Source organism: Caballeronia zhejiangensis (genome assembly GCF_000698575.1).
Taxonomy (GTDB): Bacteria; Pseudomonadota; Gammaproteobacteria; order Burkholderiales; family Burkholderiaceae; genus Caballeronia; species Caballeronia zhejiangensis.
Map to the genome: position 1 here is coordinate 196,992 of NZ_JFHD01000004.1, position 19,955 is coordinate 216,946.

The 19,955-nt window shown below is 60.8% G+C and carries 13 protein-coding genes and 1 pseudogene; 8 read left to right on the top strand and 6 right to left on the bottom strand.

What is annotated here, in order from left to right; translation table 11 throughout:
• Positions 1-53 precede the first annotated feature (53 nt).
• Positions 54-713, bottom strand: coding sequence for a hypothetical protein (locus tag BG60_RS08775; RefSeq protein ID WP_008345485.1), 660 nt, complete (start codon positions 711-713; stop codon positions 54-56).
• 154 nt (positions 714-867) lie between these two features.
• Here BG60_RS08775 and BG60_RS08780 point away from each other — a divergent pair, with 154 nt between their 5' ends.
• The 3 genes and pseudogenes from BG60_RS08780 to BG60_RS36785 form a co-directional block, all read left to right on the top strand.
• Positions 868-1,743 carry an alpha/beta fold hydrolase gene (locus tag BG60_RS08780; protein WP_235366135.1) on the top strand — a complete coding sequence of 292 codons (876 nt, stop codon included), beginning with the start codon at positions 868-870 and terminating at the stop codon, positions 1,741-1,743.
• The gene (locus BG60_RS08785; RefSeq protein WP_008345481.1) at positions 1,743-3,434 is read left to right on the top strand and encodes a cyclic peptide export ABC transporter; all 1,692 of its coding nucleotides are present in this window, start codon (positions 1,743-1,745) and stop codon (positions 3,432-3,434) included. The genes BG60_RS08780 and BG60_RS08785 overlap by 1 nt, the downstream gene beginning before the upstream one ends.
• A gap of 131 nt (positions 3,435-3,565) precedes the next feature.
• A pseudogene (locus tag BG60_RS36785) lies at positions 3,566-3,727 on the top strand (NAD-dependent epimerase/dehydratase family protein); the annotation flags it as partial.
• A 12-nt stretch (positions 3,728-3,739) separates the two neighbouring features.
• On the opposite strand, the gene BG60_RS08790 reads toward BG60_RS36785, so the two are convergent.
• The gene (locus BG60_RS08790; protein WP_008345479.1) at positions 3,740-5,293 is read right to left on the bottom strand and encodes a methyl-accepting chemotaxis protein; all 1,554 of its coding nucleotides are present in this window, start codon (positions 5,291-5,293) and stop codon (positions 3,740-3,742) included.
• A 999-nt stretch (positions 5,294-6,292) separates the two neighbouring features.
• Between BG60_RS08790 and BG60_RS08795 the strand changes: the two genes are divergently transcribed.
• The 3 genes from BG60_RS08795 (at position 6,293) to BG60_RS37825 (ending at position 10,715) form a co-directional block, all read left to right on the top strand.
• Complete coding sequence (locus tag BG60_RS08795) at positions 6,293-7,471, top strand: porin (RefSeq protein ID WP_008345477.1); 1,179 nt, start codon at positions 6,293-6,295, stop codon at positions 7,469-7,471.
• Positions 7,472-8,589: 1,118 nt separating this feature from the next.
• On the top strand, positions 8,590-9,657 hold the full coding sequence (locus BG60_RS08805) for a hypothetical protein (RefSeq protein ID WP_008345468.1): 1,068 nt from the start codon (positions 8,590-8,592) through the stop codon (positions 9,655-9,657).
• A gap of 803 nt (positions 9,658-10,460) precedes the next feature.
• The gene (locus BG60_RS37825) at positions 10,461-10,715 is read left to right on the top strand and encodes a hypothetical protein (protein ID WP_081851829.1); all 255 of its coding nucleotides are present in this window, start codon (positions 10,461-10,463) and stop codon (positions 10,713-10,715) included.
• A gap of 72 nt (positions 10,716-10,787) precedes the next feature.
• Here the strand turns inward: BG60_RS37825 and BG60_RS08810 are convergent, their stop codons facing one another.
• From BG60_RS08810 to BG60_RS08820, 3 genes are read right to left on the bottom strand one after another with little or no spacing between them, the layout of a single operon-like run.
• Complete coding sequence (locus BG60_RS08810; RefSeq protein WP_008345467.1) at positions 10,788-12,722, bottom strand: putative bifunctional diguanylate cyclase/phosphodiesterase; 1,935 nt, start codon at positions 12,720-12,722, stop codon at positions 10,788-10,790.
• Positions 12,719-13,240, bottom strand: coding sequence for a YfiR family protein (locus BG60_RS08815; RefSeq protein ID WP_081851830.1), 522 nt, complete (start codon positions 13,238-13,240; stop codon positions 12,719-12,721). Before BG60_RS08815 ends, BG60_RS08810 begins: the two co-directional genes overlap by 4 nt.
• Before the next feature lie 2 nt (positions 13,241-13,242).
• Positions 13,243-15,234, bottom strand: coding sequence for a TonB-dependent receptor plug domain-containing protein (locus BG60_RS08820; RefSeq protein ID WP_008345465.1), 1,992 nt, complete (start codon positions 15,232-15,234; stop codon positions 13,243-13,245).
• 344 nt (positions 15,235-15,578) lie between these two features.
• Here BG60_RS08820 and BG60_RS36270 point away from each other — a divergent pair, with 344 nt between their 5' ends.
• Positions 15,579-17,762 carry a hybrid sensor histidine kinase/response regulator gene (locus tag BG60_RS36270; protein WP_051996446.1) on the top strand — a complete coding sequence of 728 codons (2,184 nt, stop codon included), beginning with the start codon at positions 15,579-15,581 and terminating at the stop codon, positions 17,760-17,762.
• A 144-nt stretch (positions 17,763-17,906) separates the two neighbouring features.
• Here the strand turns inward: BG60_RS36270 and BG60_RS08830 are convergent, their stop codons facing one another.
• A complete protein-coding gene (locus tag BG60_RS08830) occupies positions 17,907-19,274 on the bottom strand; it encodes an LLM class flavin-dependent oxidoreductase (RefSeq protein ID WP_008345463.1) in 1,368 nt (455 codons plus the stop codon).
• A gap of 211 nt (positions 19,275-19,485) precedes the next feature.
• On the opposite strand from BG60_RS08830, the gene BG60_RS08835 reads away from it, so the two are divergent.
• On the top strand, positions 19,486-19,920 hold the full coding sequence (locus tag BG60_RS08835) for an SDR family NAD(P)-dependent oxidoreductase (RefSeq protein WP_051078948.1): 435 nt from the start codon (positions 19,486-19,488) through the stop codon (positions 19,918-19,920).
• Positions 19,921-19,955 lie beyond the last annotated feature (35 nt).

Sequence of the window (19,955 nt, forward strand, 5' to 3'; positions counted from 1 at the left end):
AAGGAATGGAAGGAGTGAAAAGAGTGCGCCGAGGCCGCCGATATGACGATCGCTCAACCTGCGCGCCGCTGCTTGCGATCGGTATGCTTGCGCACGTTGCTGGCGAGTTCCGAAATGATTTCGGTGGCTGCGCCGATGATCTGACCGAAGTCGAATCCCGCGCGCGTCATCTCCCGATAGAACGATCGTGCAAGCATCTTCGAGAGCTGGCTCGGGTTCTGTACGGATTGCGCGACGATGTCGCCGATCGTCTGATCCGAGGATCGCTTGATCGTTGCCTGAGCGAACGGCGAGGCGACGAGCTTCTCAAGCCGGTCCGCCTCGACGGATCGCGTGACGAACGTGCCGAGAATGCGAAGCAGCTTCAGATCATGTTCATCGAATTGCCGTCCGAGCCGCGGTCCCGATACTTGCACGACGCCTATCGTCTTTCCGTTCAGCGCGAGGACGGCGAACATCTTGTCGCGCGCGTCCGAGTATTCGACGATGGCCGTCTTCTCCCCGATATGCACTTCGCCGAATGCCTCCGCGCGAGCGGCGCACAACTCAACAACGCGATCGTCGACGGGTATCGAAACGACGCATCGCTTCACGCGCATTGCCTCGGCGACCATCGCTGCGAGTGCTTCCGGCGATACGTCGGTCGTCTCGGTGTCCGCAAACTCGACGAGCAGCGAATCCTGCGCTTCATAAACATGTTCGGCGCTTTTCATGAGCACTCCACCGGTAGGTTTGGATGTGCGTCAGGGTATGCGTCGAGAGTTAGTTCGCAGTTAGCCCATGACCGTGATTCGAACCGATCCGCGTCCTCATCCCACGCTAACTTTCGAAAGACACACTAAGCGTCATTCCTGACAGGTGCTCACGATGAAACGTCCCTTATTCATGCAGCGTCGCAGCATCAAGGTTCGCGACGGCCGTTTTGATATTTCCGTCGAAGAGTCCGGAAGTATCGGCACGCCCTGCGTCTTGCTGCACGGCCGCGGCGAGTGCAGCGGCGTATGGCGAACATTGACCGACGCAGCGTCGGCCGAACATCGTTTCGTGTCGATCGATCTGAGGGGCCACGGAGATTCGAGCTGGGACCCGGAGCGCGCTTACGATTCGCCAACCCTCGCGGGCGATGTATTGCAGGTTCTGCTTGCAATGAACATAAGAAAGCCCGTTCTTATCGGTCATTCGCTCGGCGGCAGTGTCGCACTGCAATTGAACGCACTGCTCGGACACCATGTTTCCGGACTGGTCATGGTGGACTTCGGACCGGAATCCGATGCATCGGGTTCACAACGCGTTCGTGCCGACATACGCGAGACGCCGGCTACATTCGACACGGTCGACGGATATGTCTCGTGGTTGCTCGAACGGCGTCCGCTGGCCAACGGCCGTGCGCTTCGCAATCTCGCGCTGCATGCGTTGCGCCGCACGCCGGCCGGAGTGTTCGAGCCGAAGCTGGACCGGCGCGTCGCCGATGAGTCGCCGCAAAAGAGGGAGCCGCAGGCGGAACAACTGTGGCAGATGCTGGCGTCCGTGCGCTGCCCGACGCTCGTCGTGAGAGGCGTCGGGTCAGCGGTGCTAAAGCCGCAGGTTGCGCAACGCATGGCGCATCACGCGCTATGTGAAGGGCAACTCGCCACGATATCCCGCGCCGGCCATGCGGTGATGACCGATAACCCCGACGAATTCAATCGTACGATCGACGCCTTCCTTGCTTCGCTGCCGGATGCCGTGAGCGGAGGTCAGTGATGTTCTCGATCATTCCCGCGCAGCTTCGCCGACAGTCGATGCCGCGACTGGTCATTGCAGTCATCGCCGGGTTCGCCGGGGCGCTGTGCAGCGCGGAGATCGCGCGTCTCATCGGCCAGGTCGCCGCCGGCCAGATCGAAACGCGCGGACTGGTGATCGTTTTCTTCGCGGTGTGCGCGGCGCAATTGCTGTTCAGAACGAGTTCGCAGATCATCGTGCTCGATTTCGGTCAGCAGGTGATCTGCAGTCTTCGAATCGAGCTATGCCGCAAGATCCTGCGCACGCCCTACAAGAAGCTGCAATCGCTCGGGAAGCCGCGCCTGCTCGCCATTCTTACCACGGACATCAACACGTTCGCGCAGGCATCGCAAATGCTGCCGCTCGCGTTCGGCAACGTCGTGCTCATTGTCGTATGCCTCGTGTATATGGCCTGGCTTTCGTGGCAGGCGTTCGCGTGCTTTTTCGTCTTTCTCGTCGTCGGGGGGGCGATCTATCACAGTATCGAACGCTGGCCCTTGCGCGAAATGCAAGCGGTGCGAGATCAGCTCGATGTCATCTTCCGGCACTTTCGTTCCTTGCTTGAAGGCACGCGGGAATTGCAACTCAACGACGCGCGAGCCCGATACTTCACCGAACACGTCGTCCATTCGACCGCACACGCATTCCGCCGATCGTTCACCCGCGCGATGCTCATCTATTCGCTCGTCGCCAACGCCGGTGGCATGCTCTTCTATGTGGCGATCGGCCTGATCCTGCTCGTCGTGCCGCACTGGTTTCCACAATCCCACGGCGTGCTCGTGACGCTCACCCTCCTGCTTCTTTTCCTGATCCATCCGGTCAGCGAAGTCATGACGATCTTGCCGATTCTTCGTCAGGCGTCGATTGCGCTCCAGCGCATCCGCATTCTCGATGCCGAGCTCATGCAGCAAGCGGACGATGACGGTCATGGGTCCGCAGACGATCCCTTCGGGGCCGCGGTCGAAGGCGTGCCGCTGATCCGGTTTTCCGCCGTATCGCATCGCTATCCGGGGCTGACGGAAGATCATCCGTTCACACTCGGACCGATCGATCTGTCGATTCGTCAGGGCGAAGTCGTTTATCTGATCGGCGGAAACGGCAGCGGCAAGACCACGCTCGCGATGCTGCTGCTCGGACTGTACGAGCCCGAGCAAGGGCACGTAGAACTGAACGGTGTAAAAGTCGAGAGAGACAACCTTGCGCATTATCGCGAGCGCTTCTCGGCCGTGTTCGCCGACTTTCATCTGTTCGATGAAGTGCTGTGTGAAGACCAGTCGCAAATCGCGAAGCAGGCGGCACAGTATCTTCACAAGCTCGAACTCGACCACAAGGTCAGCATGAAGGGCAACCGGTTCAGCACGGTCAATCTCTCTTCCGGACAACGCAAGCGCATGGCGCTCATAGCGTCGTATCTGGAAGACCGCCCGATCTATCTCTTCGACGAATGGGCCGCCGACCAGGATCCCGTATTCAGGCGCGTGTTCTATACGCAGTTGATTCCCGAGCTCAAGCGCAAGGGCAAGACGGTCATCGTCATTTCTCACGACGATGCCTATTTCGAATGCGCCGATCGTCTCGTTCAGGTTGCGAACGGGCGCCTCATCGACGTCTCTTCCGAAGCACTGAAAGAAGGCCTCTTCGCGGGACGCAGCGGCTCGGCAGTGGCCGAATAACTTCGCCGTTCGCTCGAACAAGACGTCCCCACCTACGGCGTTCGACAGCGACGCCGGCAAAGTCAGCGCCGACCAAGCAAACGTTTGGCGCGTAATTCCTTCCGCAAAAACTTAGGGCTGCGCAACCAGTGGAAGGCAAGCGCGCCGCGGAGACGCTGTGCTTCGCCTATCGCCGCATGTACGGCACCGATGTGCGCGTCGCGCGCATCTTCAACACCTACGGTCCGCGCATGGACCCTCAGGACGGACGCGTCGCGTCGAACTTCATCGTGCAGGCGCTGCGCGGCGATCCAGGACCGCGCGGCTCACTCCACTTGAAACACCGCGACCGCCCGACGCAACGCTTCGGCCTGCTCGGCGAGCGATTGAGCGGCGGCGGACGCCTCTTCGACGAGTGCCGCGTTCTGCTGCGTGACCTCGTCCATCTGCGCGACGGCCACATTCACCTGATCGATGCCCATGCGCTGCTCGCCAGATGCCGCCGCCACTTCGCTCATGATGGCCGTCACGCGATTCACTGACGCGACCAGGCCTTCGATCGTGCCGCCGGCATGCTCGACGAGCGCCGAGCCGTTCGACACGCGCGCGTTCGAAGCATCGATGAGCGTCTTGATCTCCTTGGCGGCCACGGCGCTGCGTTGCGCCAGTGCGCGCACTTCGCCGGCGACGACCGCGAACCCGCGGCCCTGATCGCCTGCCCGCGCGGCCTCGACGGCCGCATTGAGCGCGAGGATGTTGGTCTGAAACGCGATGCCTTCGATCACGCCGATGATGTCGGCCATCTGCGACGAAGCCTGCGCGATGCTGCGCATGGTCGCGACCACGTCGTTGACCGTGTCGCCGCCCTGAGTCGCGTCGCCGCATGCTTTCGTCGCGGCGTGCGTGCCCTCGGCGGCGTTGTCGGCATTCTTCGCGACCGTGCTCGCGAGTTCTTCCATGCTCGCCGCCGTTTCTTCGAGCGATGCCGCCTGAGACTCCGTCCGTTTCGACAGATCGACAGTGCCCTGCGCGATTTCGCTGGCCGATTCGGCAATCGCCATGCTCGATGATTGAATGCCAACCACGATCGTGTTCAGACGCGCGCGCATCGTCTCGAGCGAGACCATCAGGCTGTCGGGGCTGCGGCCTTCGAGCGGGATCGCATCGCGTAGATTGCCTTGAGCGATGCGTGCCGCAAGCGCCATCGCTTCGCCCGGTTCGCCGCCGAGCGCGCGTGTAAGACCGCGCGTGATGACAAGCGCGGCTACGATGCCGGCAAGCAAGGCTGCTACGCCGAGCGCGAGCATGATCGCTTTGGCGCGGGCGTAGGCGGCGTCGGCGTCGCGGTTGGCGATATCGTTCTGTTCATCCTGCAGCGCGATCATGTCCTTCGTGGTACTCATCCAGTCCCGTTGCACAGGCCGCAACTCGTCGATCAGCACGCGAATTGCCGCCTGTTGCTCGCGCGCTTCGGCAAGCGAGATCGCCTTTTCGATGATCGGCGCGGCGGCGGCTTCGTTCGCGCGAAGCTTCTCGAATACCGCGCGTTCGCTTGCGGAGGTCTGATCGCTTTCCTTGAAGCGCGTGCCGAGTGCGTCGTAAGCCTGCGCGTAGCCTTGCGCCTGCGTACGGATGCGCGCTTTCTCCGTCTCGACCGCGGCCGCATCGGTCAGGAGCGCGATGTTGCGCAGTGCAATCATCCGGTCGCTCACCGACAGGCTCAGCACGTGCGCGAGCTTCGCCTCCGCATTGTTGACTTCGACGACTTCATCGAAGCGCGCCTGGATTTGCGACATGCTCACGAGACCGAAGACGAGCACGGCGAACAACGTTGACAGCACGATGCCGAAGCCCAGACCCAGTTTGGTGACGACCTTCATGGTTGTGATTCTCCGTAGACAGATGCGAGCGGGTTTCCCAGGATGAGAAATCCACTGCTTTCATACTGTTTACGGATAGCATTCGGTTTACTTTACGGTGCTTTCGGCGTCTTTTGACGAGTGTGCCGCGCAAAGCAACGGGCTAGCGCATCGCCTTGGTTTTGCCGTCGCTTGTACTTCCTCATTCGGGCAATCACACCCTCAGGCATCGGGCGTCTCAAGTCTTGCGCTTCCACTGCCGATATGGCGAGATCGCTTTCGCCTCTTTAGCTCCGGACGCCACCGCTGCGCGCGAAGTAGAAACTCGAGAAGATAACTGAATGCGCTACAAAATATGCGATACATGCGGCGCCGAAGTAAGCGCTATGGCCTCTCTATGCAAACGCTGCCAGACACATTTGCCGCCGAATCCGCCTCCGGATGAAGCGACAGGAGAATCTCTGACGTCCTCGTCACAAAGCGTCAGCCGGCAGATGTTGCTCGCGTCGAGCATCGCCATCATCGGCGCGATCGCTGTTGGAGGGGTTCTCGCAACCGCTCCACGCGACGAGAGTCGAACGCAGCACAGAGCCGACGCGACCTCGGTAAGCGGTCGTGTGATTCCGGCTGAGCAGGCCGAACACCCGTCTTCGGAAAGTACATCGAAGTGAAGTCGGACCACGACGACGCAGGCCGACGCCCACCATGTCGTGACGTTACGGAATGACGGTCCCGATCGTACGAAGCTCGTCGGATTGCCCATCTGCGCAGTAGTCAGTCCGTTGGTCGCGGGCGTTAGTTAGCTGCGTGCCTGTTGTTCCAGCACGGATGTCCCGACATCTGTGTCTGCGTAGCTTTTGAGTTGGCAGATCTGACCGCGATCGCATAAAGTCAGGTAGAGCACATCGCGCCTTTTCGTATCGATGACTCGCAAGGCTGCGCGCCCGTAAGACATCTAGCTCCGTGTAGAAAGCGTTCCCAGAGAATGTATCTCCCGGTCTTGGCTGCTGGAGCAGGCACATGAACAAGATGCTTAAGATAGGTGCGACGACGATCCTCACACTCGGCGGGGCAGCGCATGCGCAAAGCAGCGTCACGCTCTACGGGCTAATCGATGCGGGTTTGACCTATACGAACAGCCAGATCAGCGGGACGGGCGGCGGGCACAGCAAGTGGGAAATGACGAGCGGCGCAGTCCAGTACAGCCGCTGGGGTTTGCGCGGGGCCGAGGACCTCGGCGGGGGCGTGAAGGCAATCTTCACACTGGAAAGCGGCTTCAATTTGAATACCGGGCAGTACTCGGCAAACATGCGCCTCTTCAATCGCCTGGCGTATGTCGGCTTGTCGAGCCGCGATTACGGCGCGCTCACGCTAGGCCGCCAGACCGACAGCATGGTCGATTTCGTCGCGCCGCTTTCATTGACGGGTACGGAGTTCGGGGGCACGCACTTCGCGCATCCGCTAGACAACGACAATCTGAACGACTCGTTTCAGATCAACAACGCGGTCAAGTACCTGAGCCCGAACATCGCAGGCTTTCGGTTCGGTGGGCTGTACGGCTTCTCCAATCAGGCGGGCGAATTCGCGAACAATCGTGCGTATAGCTTCGGCATCTCATACGTCGCGGGCGCGTGGAACTTCGGTGCGGGTTATCTCGCGCTCAGCAGTTCTGCGCGCACGCCGGCACAGTTGAATACGAACGGCGCAGTCACCGATACAACCGGCGCGTCCCTGCAAGGCGCGCTGACGCCGACGGGTGTGCCTTTGGGCGTGCTGGCCAGCAGTCAGAAGACCTTCGGCGCCGGCGTGAACTACACCTTCGGTCCGGCTGTGGCCGGCTTCGTGTACTCGCACACCAAGCTCTCCCAATTCTTTCAGACTGGGCTGAGCGGAACTTTCCAGAACTTCGAAGGAAACATTCGGTATGCGCTGACGCCGGCGGTCGAACTTTCGGGCGCGTACACCTATTCGCGCGCAGGCGGAAATGGCGGCGGCGGCGTTCCACATTGGAATCAGGTAAGCGCGATGGCCGATTACCGCTTCTCTCGGCGCACCGATGTCTACATTCAGGGCGCGTGGCAACGGTCGAGCCCGAGCGGCACTTCGCCCTTGGGCGTGGCATGGATTAACGGCGTGACCGCCCCGGCTTCCACGACGAATCAGCTCGAAGCGGCCGTCGGCTTGAAGCATCGCTTCTGACGCCCTCGAAACAGCCTTAAGCGTCAAACCGGACGAAGGACACTATCCAACGACGAATCTATCGATGACGGATGACCGCGCAAAGCGGTCCTCCCGGTCGTGTGCGGCCACCGATCGCCAAGAACGGTGGAACAACGGCGCACTGTGCGCTAATTGCATCGTCGCGCGCGGAGCCACTAACACATTGCGAGGCCGCATCGTAGCGATCGGAACGGATGAAGAACAGCCGCGCGCCTTTAGGCCCCATCCTTGTCGCCACCGGCACCTGAATAAAGCGGCGTGACGCTCAAAAGAAGAGAGACCACAATGTCGAGCAAGCGACGCATGCGTATCTCCTTCGAATGACAGCGCCGCGTATGGCGCGCGGCTCACCTTCAGTTAAGGAGAGCAGATTCGCAATGCGTCCAATTCAAGAAGCATCGGTCGACGTCAAGAATACAGCGGCGAAAGCTCTATCGCGCCGGACCCAGGAAGCCACGAAAGCCGGCGCCACTTTATTTATTAGGATCGCTTACTTGATACTCGACGGTGGCGCCGCTTTATTTGCAGGCCAGGCCCGGCCGACTAGTCACATTCAGATCTGACGTGTAGTGCTCCGCTTCCCGCGCTGCTTCCGCGACCGTCGGCTGAGTCATTGCCGGGCTGGCGTCGATCCGCGGAATGTGCAATAGATTTCCCGGCGAATACGCAATTATTACCTCTTACCCAGGATTCAAAGCGACTGCGTTTCGGTATCCCGTTCCGAATAACCTAAAGAACGCACAAAGCTTGCCGTAAAACTGTTTATAAGGCTCATCCATTCGGTAATTTTGGCTAACCCTTATGCGTCCTCAAAGGTCGACGGGGTAGCAACATCGCGGAGCGACATTGCGGCCGATTTGCGAACCCGGCTCCCTTGCCGTGCAAGTCGTCCTCATTAATCCCCTAACGCTCCGGTCCATACAGCGTACCGACCGAACTGCAGCAACCGGGCGTTTCAGTCCGAAACCTGCATTCCATCGCGGTCTGACTACCGACTTAGAGAAATAGGCGTCATCAGTCCGCACGCCCACGGCTTCGGAACACATCAATTCGTATTGCTAACTACCATGACAAACCACAGAAAACCTGGCCATTGCTTGCGTGACCGTTTCCGCCTCGTCAATATCTCGGCGGCCGTCGTTGCCGTCGCCACCAGTCTGATGCTCGCGGCATGCGGCGGCGGCGGCGAAGGCGCCGTCGAGGCCGCCACGGCGAAAGCCACCGATATGCCGGAGGCGACCGCAAAGGCGGCCACCACGGCTTCAATCTTTTACGGCATGAACGGTCACATTACCAACGGCGGCGCCTATGACAACACGCCCTACGCGACACAGCTCTCGCAGCTCCAAGACCTTGGCGTAAAGATTTTCCGCAACGACGTGTACAACTTGGCATCCGCCAAAGTGCTCGCTACCGTTGCCAAACAGTTTGCGGCAGGAGGGGTTCAGGTGTATCCGGTGATGCTGCTCGGGCTGGGTTTTGACAGCGAGGAAGCGGCTTACAATGCGGGCTTCGTAATGGGTCAGCAAACGGCACAGACCTATAAGTACACGTACTACGAAGTCGCCAACGAATTGGATTCTGCCGCGCTGGCTGGAAACTACGACGGCAACATCTGGTGGCAATACAGCAATCGGCCGTTCACGATCGCGCGCGGCGTGATCCGTGGCATGATCGCGGGTGTGAAGTCGGTCGACAGTTCCGCGAAGATTATCGTCGATGGCACATGGAAGCACATTGCGTTTTTTCAGATGCTTCTCGACGGCTCACAGCCCGACGGAACACACGGTCACCCGACCGTCAGCTGGGACATCACCGCATGGCACTGGTACTCCGACCAGGGCGACATGACGAATGCGTGCGGGGGCACGGGGTGTCACGACATTCTCGGTATCATCAGTTCCTTTGGCAGGCCCGTCTGGATCAACGAGTTCGGCGTGCGTCCGGAATATGGCGCGAATGACACTATCGCTTCTTACCTGACCGGTAACCTGATGATGCAGCAGTACTACACCCAGGCGTCGAAGTACAACATCCAGTCGATTCAAGGTTTCGAGTTGTACGACTCCCAGGAAGGCAACTACGGCATGCTGCAAAGCGATGGCAAGACGAAGAAGGCCTCGTACATGGCAGTCAAGAATTTCATTGCGAGCCACCCGAAGTAATAAGCGGCAGGGCGGTCGCCAGCTGAAATTCGCCGCGTCGGGGCTTTCGATGACGCGGTCATCGAAAAACCCGGCGAACAAGGGAATCGCTCACTTCGAAAGATATTCGATTCCCTCGGATCCTCCACCGACTAATAACGACTTGAGTTGGCCGGCTAAGACCGTCTAGCACGACCTCTCGATCTTTCGCCAAGGCAACCATCGGTCCCGCGCTTACGAACCGGCGACAACAACCTCGGGACATCCCACTGTCGAGGCGTCTGCGGTCTCAACAACATTCCCCGAGTGGGCAAGGACGTCTGGCGCACAAGTGCCCCTCAGCCCCCTTTGCGGTATCACCGATTCCACTCAAGAACTGCCGATGCGACCGGAAGAATTTCGCAGACTCGTGCAAGCGCGCTCACCACGGGCTTAGCGCCGCAGCGGTCCACGCGCCGTTTCCATCACTTCCCGACCGTCGGGCCTCGGCTCGGCGAGCAGGAATCGCCTATGCCGCGAAATACTGGTTTTCCCGTATTAACTCGTCTCGTCAAATTGCCGTTATCCGCTGCAAGCAACAGGTCATAACGGCACGCAAGAGCGCCAACGTTTGCGTGACCAGGCGTTTCGAGCAGCCGTACATGGCGCTTTGATGCGTCGCATAGCCCGAATTGGGATTGCAGAAGCCGGTCCGAATCGATGCGCCGGACTTGGCAAAAAGATGACTGATTCGATGAGAAAAGTACCGCTTTCCGATGCAGACGCTACCTCGGTAGTACGTTCGGGGACGCGGTTTCAGTTCATGCACATGGCAGGAGGCTGGGGTGATCCTCGAAAATGAAATTCGGCAACTTGAACGGTCCGTCAACACCCTGATATGCCGACCCACATTGATCCGCCGTGAATACTGGGCTGCTCAGACGGAAAAGCTTCTGGTGTTTCCGGGACTGTCCGCCCGCGATCGCCGTCGCTTGATCGCGTTACTGGATCTTCTTGGAATTTCAACCCGCGAAGAAGTCGCTCCGTTAGGCCCGCCGTCGATGGTCTTCAGTATGTCCGGAGAGCCGACTGCGACGTGATTGATCCGCTTGCACCCTCTTCCGGTCTCTCAACGAAACGACAAGACGGACAATTCTCCTGAGCTGCCCGTGTTATGCCGATTGCGGGTGTTCATCATTGGCGATGATCCCGGACGTACCTGTCTGTTGCGCCAATGCATGCTCTCGTAGAAGGGCACGAAATCTGTCGATCGACATGGGCGTGCCGGTGAAATAACCTTGGACGACGTCGCATCCCGCTTCCATCAGCCACGCGAGCTGTTTCGCGTCTTCCACCCCCTCGGCAACCGCGTCAAGCCCGAAGCTATGAGCCATCGACAGGATCGCCGTCACGATGGGCTGTCCATGTTCTGGAAGCCTTTCGATGAATGAACGGTCGATCTTGATCGTATTGACAGGGAAGGCATGCAGATACGACAGCGACGAATACCCTGTGCCGAAGTCATCGATGGATAACAGCACACCCGCAGTGCGCAGACGATTCATCACGTCGAGCGCCGTCTCGCGGTTGGCAATGAGGTGGCTCTCGGTAAGCTCGAGCTCGAGCAGCCCGGGTGCGAGGCCGCTCGCCGCGAGCGCCGCGAGGACGTCGTCGACAAAGGCCGGATGCCGCAACTGCCGCGCCGACACGTTCACCGCAACGCGAACGCTCACGTTCTGATGGTCGGCGCACCACGTCGCCGCTGCAACGCACGCGCGCTGCAGCACCGAACGCCCGAGCCGCACGATCAGATCGCTGTTCTCTGCGATCGGAATGAACTCTGCCGGCGATACGACGCCTTCGTCCCTATGCGTCCACCGCGTCAGCGCTTCTGCACCGACGAGCGAACCGTTGCGGCAGTCGAACTGCGGTTGATAGACGAGATCGAGCGCACCGCCGTCGACGGCCTTGCGCAATTCCGCTTCGAGATACGCACGGCGATGCGCTGCATTCATCAGTTCACGAGAGAATCCCACGACCATGTTCTTGCCGCGCGTTTTCGCTTCGTATAACGCGATGTCCGCGCTGGCGACAAGGCTTCCGCTGTCGTGCCCGGCCTCCGGAAAGCTCGCATAGCCGATGCTCGCCGTCACGCTGATCTCGTCGCCGTCGATTATCGCGGGCTGGCAGAGCGCGTGTCCGACTTCATTCGCGACTTCCTCAACCGCGCTCCGTTTCCAGGAGCACTCTACCGTTACGGCGAATTCGTCGCCGCCCATCCGGCTCACGATCCCACGACCGCGCACGGCACTCGTCAGCACGCGCGCCACATGCTGCAGCAGTTCGTCGCCGGCCCCGTGACCGAGCGTGTCGTTCACCGTCTTGAAGTCATCGAGATCGATCAGCACGAGACCAAGATGGCGATGCGGGTCCTTTGCCGCCCCGAGCCGCGCCTCCAGCGTTTCATAGAACGTACGCCGGTTCGACAGGCTCGTGAGCGGGTCCGTGCGCGCCAGGTGCTCCAACTCGCGTTCCGCTTCCGTCACTCGTCGCCGCATCCGGCGCATGACGAGTGTCGAAACCCAGAGCGCACCCAGACACGCGACGCCGAGAAAGCACGCATATTGCAGGAGTTGTCGACGCACCAGGTCGCTCGTTGCTACGAGCACCACATGTCCCAGCTTGTGGCCTTTATGCTCGATCGTCGCGCGCACGTAGACGTCACCGAGCGAGAGTGTCGTGCGATGCTCCGTCGACGCGAGCGTACCCTCGTCGATGTGCTCCGCGCTAATTCCTGCGCGCGCGTAGCGAGTGAAGATCCGGTTGTCGTCGCGATATACGCTGACACTCTCGACGTAGGGAACGCGGCGCAGCGATCGCAAGACGTCTGTCATCGACGCTTCGTCATCGAACATCAACGATGCGCTGACGTTCTCTGCGATGACGGACGCTTGCAGCGACGCATCGTCATAGAGAGCGCTGCGGAATGCCACCGCCTGGTACACGAGAAGCACGATGCTCGCGACCACCAGCGCAATGCCGACGCTCACGAGATTCGCGTGCACCGTCAGACGCTCGGCGCTCCGACTGCTGCTCCGCATGGTCATTTGAGTCTCCTTGCAAGCCGCAGCAGTTTCGAGCTAAGAACCAGCTTTCGGCGTAAGGCCTCGGTGTTGCTGATGTCGAAGCGCAAATGTTCGTCCTCCGCGATCAGCTTGATGACCGCCTCACCGGGTGCGGTCGCGCCGGCGCCAGCGATGACGAGCACTGCATCGTCCGACCGCAATGCCTCGCGCATCTCCGCGCTCGTGCTGTCGCCGTCGTCCAGGGCAAGCACGTCGCATTCGCCGGCCCCCTTGCTGCCCACGGTCATAAAACGCCACACGCGCGCACCCACCAGCCGCCCATTGAGTCCAGCCAGCGCGTCGCGCAGCGAACTGCGCTCGCTCGCACAGACGCGCAATTCGGCGCCGCGAGCGCGTTCAGCGGGCCATTGCGTGAATTGCGTGAAGTTGAAGATGTAGGCGCTCTCGAGCTTTGGCAGATCTACCTGCGCGTGCGCACACCATGCCGCGAGCGAACCGGCCGTGCACAAACAGAGCGCTATGCCTCGACGGATCCACATCTTCAGAACCCGTAGACCATTTTCGCCAGCAGCGTGCGGCTCTGCTGCACGATGACGTTCTGAGCGAAGCCGGGGCCGGCCGGATCCGCATATCGGCGGTCGAAGACGTTATAAACCGACAGCGACACATCTGCCGGCGCAATAAGTTTCCGGCTGTGGAGCGACACGTTGACGACGCAGTAGCCCCCCGCCGAACCCGCTTGTGCGAGCCGCGACGACAGACACTGCGCTTCGGAACCTGCGCGCGCCGACATGGCAAACAGCGGGACGCTCACGTTGACCTTGGCCATGTGGCGCGGCGAGTTTTGAAGCGCGCCGCCCGACACGGAATCGCGCGAGAACTGATAGGCGTAACTGGCCCGCGCGCGCACGCCCGAGGCAAACTGCTGCTGCCATGAGAGTTCCGCGCCGCGTGCCTGCGCGCGATCGACGTTGCGAAACACATAGAGACCCGAATCCGGGTCGATGGACTCGGTGATGAGGTCCCGAAGCGAGTAACGGAACAACGAGAGGGTCACGCGTCCCGTGCCGCCCAATGCACGCTCGTAGACGAACTCCTGCGTGCCGATACGTTCCGACTTCAACCAGGGGTTCGCAAGCTGCCCGCCTTCGCCGGGAATTGCGTAATACATCTCGTAGGCATTCGGCGCGCGATATGCGGTGCCGTAGACGAGCTTGAACGTATCGCTTGCGGTCGGCCGCCAGATCAACGCGATACGGGGACTGAAATTACCGCCGATGCGCGTCTCGCTATCGAAGCGGCCGCCGATGTCGAGCGTCAGCGGCTCGGCGAGTTTGATTTCGTCATCGACATACACGCCGACGCGCTGACTGACGCGATGGTCGTCGAGCAGGCGCTCATACGGCCCAACGTTGTAGTTCCACTGGTCGCGTGCCGTGTTTATCGTGTAATCGACGCCGGCCACGATGCGATTGCGCGGCACCGTGCGCACGGTCGCATGCACATCGCCGCCGTACCACACGGCATGATCGCCATCGACGTTGCTGATGCCCGGCGCGGGGGAGACGAGCTGACGGCTCGTGTAGTCGTAACGCCCCGAATAAAGCTCATAGTCGATCGCAATGTCGTTGCGCAAATGATGCGTGTACGTGGCATCCACGAAGGAATGCGTGTCCGTTACGCTGAAGGGTGCGTTGAAGACAGCGTCGTAAGGCGCGCCCGGAACGTCCTTCGTGCGGTTGCCGTAGCCCGCGCTGATGCGCAAGCCGCCGATGCCGAACTTCGCGAACAACTTCTGGTTGCGCTCGCCATCGAGTCCGTTTGCTACGCCGTTGTTGTTGTCCGGCGTATCGAACTCGGGAAAAAAGAGGTCTTGGCCGTGGCGCTCGTAGGCCGTCGCGGACAGCACGAGGTCCGCGCCGTGCGCGCCATGCCAACCATACGTCGCTCGAGCTTGTTTCTCACCGAAGCTGCCGACAGCGCCGGCGAGTTGAACGCCACCGATCTCGCTGCCCTTCTTTGTGATTACGTTGATGGTGCCAAGCAACGCATTGGAACCATACACGGCCGAGCCGGGGCCGGGTATGTATTCGATACGCTCGACGAGATCCATGTCGATCGGAAAGTCCGAGCCGACGGGCGCCTGATCATAGACTCCGTCGTTCAAACGCATTCCGTCGACGAGCAGCAGGAAGCGGCTGTTGTAATCACCCGGGCGCTGGAAACCGCGCGCGCCGAGATACGAGTACATGCGATCGGAGGTGATATACAGTCCGGGCAGCGTTGCAAGCGCATCGGCCAGCGTGCGCCAGCCGTAGTCGCGTATGTCACGGGCGGTCAGAACGATGACGGCGGCAGGCGCGCTCGCCGCGGACTGTGCGACCCGCGTCGCACCACTCACGGTCATGCTCATCAGCGACTCGAGCGGCATCGAAGCCAGGTCTTCGTTCTCCGGTTGGAGCGATGCGCGCGCGAGCGACGGAGCGGTAGCCGCACACGCGGGCGTCACGCACGCGCCGACGAACGCGGCCATGAACAGTCCGGCGACAAAGTGCAGCGGTGCATCAGCGGAACAAAGACTTGGCGGCTGGGTGAAGATCGACATCTGTACGGCATGTTCTAATGAATTCGAGGGTTCTTTTCTTATCGGCATCCGCACCCGGCCGCTTGAGTCGGACTCCATGCGTCGGCGCGCTTCAGCGGCCGCGTGTCGGTAATACTTTCGCGGCACCCCGCACCGCGCTGTGTGCTGGCGTGAGCGCACGCCAGCGCCGTCGTCTGATCGCTTACCCTGAAGCATGGCGGCACGGATGTTGCGCAACTGCCTTCTCCATCCTCCGGAGAATTCAAGGCGTCTCCTGCCGCGCCTCCGTCCCCATGGCCTCCCCTGAGATCTTCGCAGAAATTTTCAACACGGCGCCCGTCGGGAGCTACTTGCTCTCCCCCACACGGGACGCAATCATCCTTGCGGTCAACGATGCGTTCCTCAAGGCCTCGACGCTTCGCAGAGAAGAGATGGTCGGACGGAGCCTTTTCGATGTGTTCCCCCACAATGAAGCTGATCCGGAAGACACAGGGGTCGAAGCGCTGCGCCAATCGATTGCTCGTGCAATCGAGACGGGTGAACCTCAGACATTGCCGCTACAGCGATTCCCGCTCTGGGTGACCACCGACGACGGGAAGACACGTTACGAAGAACGCTTTTGGAGTGCTGTCAACACGCCGATTTTCAATTCAGAGGGCACGCTGCTCTGCGTCTCCCATACCACGATCTATGGCGCGGTCGCCAGGAATGGCCTCCCGATTCACGCACAGAGGGAGGCGTCGCAGCTAGGACGCTGGTTCGACATCTATGCATTCCGCCCTGACGCTGCAACGCCTCATCAGGTGGGAGTCCTCTTTTCTGACATTACCGAGCAGCGAGAAGATGAGCAACGTCTGGTCGCCAGCGAGCGGAACGCAAGAAGCGCCGCGCGCGAAGCACTGGACGCTACCCGCCGCCTGGACGCAGTATTGGAAGCCGCGCCGATCGGCATTGTCGTCAGCGACAGAGGCGGTGCGATCGAACGAGTGAATCGATCGTTTGCTCAGTTTTGGGGCGAGAATCATCCGCGCCCACAAAACATCGAAGACTTCGAGATGTGGAAAGGACGCTGGGCCGATCATTCAGACAGACACGGTCATACACTCACCGCCCATGAGTGGACTACGGCGCGCGTTTTAAACGGTGAAGCCGCCGCCAGGGATATCGTCTCCATCGAAAGCTTCGATGACCCGCCCAATCGACGGACATTACTGAGCACGGGGGCCCCCATCAGGGACGATCATGGCGCCATCGTCGGCGCCGTTGTCGCACAGTTGGACATCACCGATCGCGTCAACGCCGAAGAGGAGTTGCGTCTCGCCGATAGACGGAAGGACGAATTCCTCGCCATGTTGTCACATGAACTCCGCAATCCGCTCTCGCCTATCGCAAGCGCGGCAGAACTGATGAGGGTCGCACCTAACGATGCGCGACGGGTCAGCAAGTCGTGCGAAATCATCTCGCGACAAGTAAAACACATGACGGGACTCATCGATGACCTTCTCGATGTGTCACGGGTAACGCAGGGACTGATCAACCTCAACGTCGAGGTGCTCGACGCAAATCGGGTTGCGGCTGACGCAATCGAGCAGGTCAGACCGATCATCGAGAGGAAAAGGCATCGTCTTTCGCTGCGTACGTCGTCGACGGCGGCGCTGGTACGGGCAGACGAGAAGCGGCTGACCCAAGTCTTCGTCAATCTGCTCAGTAATGCAGCCAAGTACACGCCGGAAGCAGGCGTTATCGACTTCACCGTGAGCTTGAACGACGACTGTGTCAAAGCCGTCGTAGCCGACAACGGCATCGGGATGACGCCGGAAATTGCCGCGCGCGCCTTCGACTTGTTCGCGCAAGGCGAACGCAGTTCCGATCGCTCTCAAGGTGGACTGGGGATAGGACTCGCACTCGTCAAGAGTCTGGTCCAGCTCCATGGAGGTACCGTCACCGCGTACAGCGCAGGTCCCGGCGAAGGCAGCACGTTTGTTGTATGCCTGAAGCAGGCTGAAACCTCGAATGTCCAACGAAATGACAAGACGGACAATTCTCTTGAGCTGCCTGTGTTATCCCGATTGCGGGTGTTGATCGTTGACGATAACCCGGACGCGTCGGAGACGCTTGCCATGCTGATGCAAACCTTGGGAAATGAAGTACGTGTCGCGGCAAACGGCAATGGAGCCCTGAAGGAAGTCGAACAGTGGAATCCCGACGTATGCCTTCTCGACATCGGCTTGCCCGACATGGACGGATATCAGTTGGCGTCCAAACTCAGGCGCCGCCCGGAGACCGCGCGCAAAGTTCTCATCGCAGTAACTGGATACGGCTTGCAACAGGACAAAGAGAAGGCGATCGCCGCCGGGTTCGATCATCACTTTGTCAAGCCATTGGACGTGCGGAGACTTTTTTTCCCTGCTTGGCGATGTCGCTTCGCGCGCGGATCGCGAATAGAACACCATCGCCCGACAGGCGAATTGCGTTGACAGGCAGGCGTCTGCCGACCCGTAATGGCGGATCTGGCGAAGTTGGTAGATCAAGTCCTGCGCTCCTCCCGATAACGCAGTGCGGAGTTCGGTACTCGGCCCATGCTGTCTATGAAAGCGGCACCGCATCGCGGGCGGCGCTTCTCAGCCCGCGCGATAACGCGCGCCGGGATGCGTGTCACGCAGATGCGGCCCGCGTCCCGCGAACAGCTTCTCGCGCAGGGTGCCGTCCGCATACGCCGTGCGGTATCGGCCACGGTTCTGCAACTCCGGCACGACCAGATCGACGAACGCATGCAGGCTCTCCGGCATGACCGTGCGACGCAGATTGAAGCCATCGACGCCGGTTTCATCGGCCCACGCGACGAGTTGATCCGCCACTTCTGCGGGATCGCCGACAATGAACGGCCCGCGCCCGCCGATCTGATCGAAGCGCGTCATGTCGCGCGGCGTGATCGGCCGCCCGGCGCGCTTCGTCAGGTTTTCGACGGTCGATTGCAGCGCATTGCTTTTGACATAGCGGATCGGTTCGTCGAGATCCATCGCCGCGAAGTCGATGCCGGTCCATCCCGACACGAGCACGAGCTGGCCGAGCGTGTCGACATATTCCGCGTATTCGGCGTGGAGTGCCCGAGCTTCCCTGGACGTGCGCGCCACCACGACGGTCGCGCCGAGATAAAGCAGCACGTCGTCAGGCGCGCGGCCGGCATCGACCGCATGCTTGCGGATGTCACGCGCCGCCGCCGCGACGATGGCAGGCGTCTGGCCTTCGAGGAACACGCATTCGGCATGCTTGCCGGCGAACGCCTTGCCGCGTCCCGATGCGCCGGCTTGATACAACACCGGCGTGCGTTGCGGCGACGGCTCGACGAGATTGAAGCCATCGACGCGAAAGTACGGCCCTTCATGCAACACGCGGCGGATCTTCGACGGGTCCGTGTAAGGCTTGCCCGCGCGCCTGTCATGCACGACCGCGCCCTCCGTCCAGCTTGCTTCCCATAACTTGTAGACGGCTTCGAGGAAGTCCTCGCCCGCCGCGTAGCGCTCGTCGTGCTCGCGCGCCTTCTCCAGTCCCATGCCCCGCGCCGCGCTCTCCAGATATCCAGTGACGACGTTCCAGCCAGCGCGCCCGCCCGTCAGATGATCCAGCGTCGAGAAACGCCGCGCGAACTGATACGGATGCTCGTACGTCAAATTGGCGGTCACGCCGAAGCCCAGGTGCTTCGTCGCATGCGCCATCGCGGGCACCGTCAGCAGCGGATCGTGCGATGGCGATTGCGCGGCGGAGAACAGCGTCGCGTCGACGCCGCCGCCGTAGACATCGTAGATGCCGAAGACATCGGCCAGAAAAACGCCGTCGAACAGGCCGCGTTCGGCAGTCTGCGCAAGTTCGATCCAGTAGCCGAGCGTGTTGTGTTCGAGAGAACGGTCGCGCGGATGCCGCCAGAATCCGGCCCACGAATGCGCGGGCGCGTTCATGTGGAACGCGTTGAAATGCAGATGTCTGTTCATGGTGCGCGCGCTTTCTCGCGGCCGGCATTTCGGAGCGATACACACTAGGAGAGAGGCCGCGTCGCGCCAACCAAGTTAATCAGCTAAGCAAATTGACCGGTCGCTGGCAAGCCCATTACGCCCATCGTGCAGAGCTTTCGCGAAATGATCCGTTCGTCCTGACGACACGAGGAATCAACATGGAGAGCTTCCATCCCATGTGCATCCGTCCATGTCCAGTCACGATCAGTTCAATGACCGGGTTTTCTGGGTCACAGGCGCATTCGGCGCGCTCGGCGCGGCCGTCGTGCGAAGACTCGCTTGCGCAGGCGCGCATGTGGTCGCGTCCTCGCGCAACATCGATAATCATTTCCCCGGTTCGAGCGTCAACGCCGCGCTGGACCTGCTCGTGCAAGGTCTCGGACGCAAGTACGGGCCGCATGGCGTGCGCGTCAACGCGGTCGCGCCCGGTCCGATCGAATCGCCGCGCTTCGCGTCGATGACGACCGGCCAGGTCGATGCCGAACCCACGCGTCTCACCGCGCTCGACGGCCCCGGCACGCCCGACGACGTCGCGGCCGCGGTCACGTATCTGCTCTCCGACGATGCCCGCTTCGTCACCGGGACGCGTCTCTATGTGGATGGCGGCGGCCCGCCGTACGCCTGATTTCTCGATTCCGCTTCCTACTTTCAAGGACTTCT